The sequence below is a fragment of the Streptomyces montanisoli genome, assembly GCF_017813245.1.
Lineage (GTDB): Bacteria > Actinomycetota > Actinomycetes > Streptomycetales > Streptomycetaceae > Streptomyces > Streptomyces montanisoli.
This window is the reverse complement of sequence record NZ_JAGIQL010000292.1, coordinates 1-3,948: the sequence shown is the minus strand read 5'-3', so window position 1 is coordinate 3,948 and position 3,948 is coordinate 1. Positions and strand designations below refer to the sequence as shown.

4 protein-coding genes are annotated in these 3,948 nt (G+C 74.1%); 3 read left to right on the top strand and 1 reads right to left on the bottom strand.

From position 1 onward, the window contains the following. Nucleotides 1-66: 66 nt before the first annotated feature. Nucleotides 67-819 (bottom strand): phosphatase PAP2 family protein, encoded by a 753-nt coding sequence (locus JFN87_RS32320; RefSeq protein WP_245182819.1) that lies wholly within the window; start codon nt 817-819, stop codon nt 67-69. Nucleotides 820-1,230: 411 nt separating this feature from the next. Between JFN87_RS32320 and JFN87_RS32315 the strand changes: the two genes are divergently transcribed. The 3 genes from JFN87_RS32315 to JFN87_RS32305 all read left to right on the top strand — a co-directional run bounded on the left by JFN87_RS32315 (nt 1,231) and on the right by JFN87_RS32305 (nt 3,856). Further along, nucleotides 1,231-1,833, top strand: a complete 603-nt coding sequence (locus tag JFN87_RS32315; protein WP_209345960.1) for a TetR/AcrR family transcriptional regulator — start codon at nt 1,231-1,233, stop codon at nt 1,831-1,833. A 236-nt stretch (nt 1,834-2,069) separates the two neighbouring features. Next, nucleotides 2,070-2,858 (top strand): IclR family transcriptional regulator domain-containing protein, encoded by a 789-nt coding sequence (locus JFN87_RS32310; RefSeq protein ID WP_209345958.1) that lies wholly within the window; start codon nt 2,070-2,072, stop codon nt 2,856-2,858. Between the two features lie 107 nt (nt 2,859-2,965). Further along, nucleotides 2,966-3,856, top strand: coding sequence for a helix-turn-helix transcriptional regulator (locus JFN87_RS32305; protein WP_209345956.1), 891 nt, complete (start codon nt 2,966-2,968; stop codon nt 3,854-3,856). The last annotated feature ends 92 nt before the right edge of the window (nt 3,857-3,948 follow it).

Sequence of the window (3,948 nt, the reverse complement as noted above, 5' to 3'; positions counted from 1 at the left end):
AGACGTGTGCCCATCCGACCTCGGCGGAGACCAGCGGCAGGGCGACGGCGCCCCACGTGCCCCCCGTCATCGGCGGTCCCCGGCCGGCTGCCGCGGCCCCGCCTCGCGGCGTCCGTGCGTCCGGCCCCGCGCGACGAGCGTGGTGCCGCGCGGGGCGTCGTCCGGCGGGTGCAGGAAGACGAGGGCCACGGCCACGAGCGCGGCGGCGACGATGGTGTCGAGCCAGTAGTGGTTGGCGGTGGCGATGATCACGAACAGGGTGACCAAGGGGTGCAGCAGCCACAGCCAACGCCCGCGCGCCCGGGTCGCGGCGATCAGCCCGAGCGCCAGCACGAGCGCCCAGCCGAAGTGCAGGGACGGCATGGCGGCGAACTGGTTCTCCAGGCCGTCGGCCGCGGGGTCGGAGCCGTACACGGAGGGGCCGTAGACCCGCGCGGTGTCGACGAGCCCGGTCAGCGCGACCATGCGGGGCGGGGCGAGCGGCACCAGCAGGTGCAGGACGAGCGCGCCGCCGGTGACGGCCGTCAGGACGCGGCGCGCCCACACGTAGTGGCCCGGCCTGCGCCAGTAGAGCCAGACCAGGAAGAGGATCGTGGCGGGGAAGTGGACGGCCGCGTAGTAGGTGTTGGCGATGTGGGCGAGCGTGTCGCCGTGCAGCAGCAGGTGCTGGATCCCCGCCTCGCTCGGCAGGTGGAGGTCGCGCTCCAGGTGCCAGATGCCGCGCGCGTTGTCCATCGCCTCGCCCGTGCGGCCGCGCGCGAGCTGCCTGCCGAGCTTGTAGAGGAGGAACAGCGCGACGACGAGGGCCAGTTCGCGCATCAGCGGCGGGCGCGGCCGATGCGCCGGGCGGCCGCCTCCGGGTATTCGCCCGGCGGTGGGTCCTTCCGGGGCGGATGCGTCGGGGGCCGATGCGTCGGGGGCGGATGCGTCGGGGGTGTGTCGGGTGGGGGTGAGCCTGCGGCGCAGGGCGGGACCAGTCCGGGCGTTCATTGACCCGACCCCTTCGCGTGGCACGGCACGGCGTCGACGTCGTGGTGCGGTGGTGGCTCGGCACGCGTCTGGCGCCAGGAGCCCTTATCGATACGTCAGTGTACCGATACGCCTCCGTATCGGTACACTGACGTATCGATGTCGCAAGCGTTTTCGATCACACGGCCCGGCGGGGCAAGCGCCACCCTGGGAGCACGGGGCCTTCTGTGGTCAGGTCGCCTCGTGCGGAAGGGAGAGACGATGACGTCAACGTCGAGCCGCTCCAAGATCACACCCGAGCGCGAGATGGAGTTCTACGTGGCCGCGCTCGACCTGCTCAGGGAGGGCGGGTACGAGGCGCTGACGATGGAGGGCATCGCCGCGCGCACCAAGTGCGGCAAGTCGACGCTCTACCGGCAGTGGCACTCCAAGCCGCAGCTCGTCTGCGCGGCCCTGCGCGGTACACGGTGCGTGACGCTCGCGGAGATCGACACCGGCACGCTCGCCGGCGACCTGCGCGCCGTGGCGCGCGCCACGAGCGCGAACGCCCGCCGGGACACCCCGCTGACCCACGCGCTCGTCCATGCGGCCAAGCAGAACCCCGAACTGGCGAAGGCGCTGCGCGAGAACCTGATCGAGCCCGAGGTGGCGGAGATCGACGCGATGGTGCGCAGGGCCGTCGACCGCGGCGAGGTCGCGGCGGGCAACCCGGCGATCGAGTTCGTCGCGGTGCAGCTGTTCGGCGTGATGCGCGCGGCGCTGCTGCTGCACGGGTCGCACGCGGACGAGGCGTACATGACGCGCTTCGTCGAGGCGGCGGTCCTGCCCGCACTGGGCGTCACGGCCACGCCTTCCGGCCCCTGAGGGGGCTCCGGCCCCTGCGGAGCCGGACACGAGACGGCGGCAGGACCCCCGAGCGGAGGGTCCCGCCGCCCGGCGCCGCACCGTGGGGACGGGGGCGGCGCACCCACCGGCCGGTGGGCCCCCGCGACCGGGGCCCACCGGCACGCGGGCCGCGGTGGCGGCCTGCGAGAATCGGCCGTGTCCCGCACCCCGCCACCACGGCGGGCCAGGCGCGGGCCGGACCACGGAGGCGAGAGATGAGCGGCGCGCAGGAGCGCGAACCCCACTTCGTCCGGTCCTTCGAGCGCGGCCTGGCCGTGATCCGCGCGTTCGACGCCGACCATCCCGAGCTGACGCTCAGCGAGGTGGCGCGCGCCTGCGACCTGACGCGGGCGGCCGCACGCCGCTTCCTGCTGACACTGGCCGACCTCGGCTACGTGCACACCAACGGGCGCACCTTCCGGCTCAGCCCGCGCGTGCTGGAGCTCGGCTACGCGTACCTGTCCAGCTTCTCCCTGCCTCAGATCGCCCAGCCGCACCTGGAGCGGCTGGTGGCGGAGGTCCACGAGTCGTCCTCGCTGTGCGTGCTGGACGGCGACGATGTCGTGTACGTGGCACGGGTCCCGGTCAGCCGGATCATGACGGCGTCCATCACGGTCGGCACGCGCTTCCCCGCGTACGCGACGTCGGTGGGGCGGGTGATGATCGCACACCTGCCGGAGGACCGTATCGAGGAGATCGTGCGGCGCAGCCGGCCCGCGGCGCTCACCGAGCGCACCATCGCCTCCTCCGAACTCCTCCGTGCCGAGCTGGACGTGATCAGGGATCAGGGGTACGCGATCGTGGACCAGGAGCTGGAGCCGGGGCTGCGCTCGGTCGCGGCGCCGGTCCGCGACGGGGCCGGGGCGGTCGTGGCGGCGGTGAACATCCCGGTGCACGCGAGCCGCAACTCGATCGAGTCCGTCCGTGACGACCTGCTGCCGCATCTGCTGGCCACGGTCGCCCGCATCGAGAAGGACCTGCGGGTGGCGGCGCCCCGCTCCTGACCGGCCGGCCCGTCGCCGCCATCCGTGCGCGGCGTGAGGGCGCTCGCGCTCCGTGTCCGTGAGGCCGACGCCGCGCAGGGCCGGGCTCCCCCGTCGATACTGGGGCCATGACCCGACATGGAGAGCTGGGCGCGGCGCTTCATCGCTGGCGTGACCGGATATCACCCGCCGAGGGCGGGCTGCCGGAGGGCGGCCCCGAGGATCCGGGCATGGGGCGTACGGAGCTGGCGCGGCTGACCGGACTGTCCGTCGACTACATCACCCGTCTGGAGCAGGGCAGGGCCACCACTCCCTCGTCGCAGGTGCTGGCCTCGCTGGCCCGGGCGCTGCGGCTCGACGACGTCGAGCGCCGCCACCTGTTCCTGCTAGCGGGCCACTCACCGCCGGCCACCGACCGCGTACCGCGCAGGGTGCCGCCGAGCGTGCGGCGCATGCTGGACGGCATGACCGGCACGGCCGTGGGCGTGCACGACGCCGCATGGTCGCTCATCACCTTCAACCCCCTGTGGGCAGCGCTGCTCGGCGACCCGTCGAAGTCCGCGGCGAGCCCGTGCCGCAACGTCGCCTGGCGCCACTTCACGGAGGCGCCGAGCCGTGTCACCCGCACGCCCGAGCAGGCGGCCAGGTTCGAGATGGCACTCATCGGGGACCTGCGCGCGGCGGCGGCCCGCTACCCCACGGACGTGGACCTGCGCGCGCTCGTCGCCGAGCTGCGGCGGGCGAGCGGCCGGTTCACCGAGCTGTGGACGTCCCGCATGACGGGGTCGCACGAGAGCGAGTCCGTCACGGTCCACCATCCGGACGTCGGCGCCGTCACCGTCGACTACGACATCATCACGGTGCCGGGGTGCGACCTGCGCGTCATCGCGCAGTCGGCGGCCCCGGGCAGCCGCGCAGCCGAGGCGTTCGACCTGCTGGGAGCGTGGTCGGACGGCCCGGTCCCGCTCACCGTGGCGGACCGGGACGAGGGCCACGAGCAGGAGCCCGCCGCCGTGTGACGACGGGGCCTCCGGCCACCAGGGCGCGGCCCGCCGCAGTTGGCGGGCCGCGCCTTGGCGCGTGCGCGAAGCGCACGACCGCGCCGGGGCGT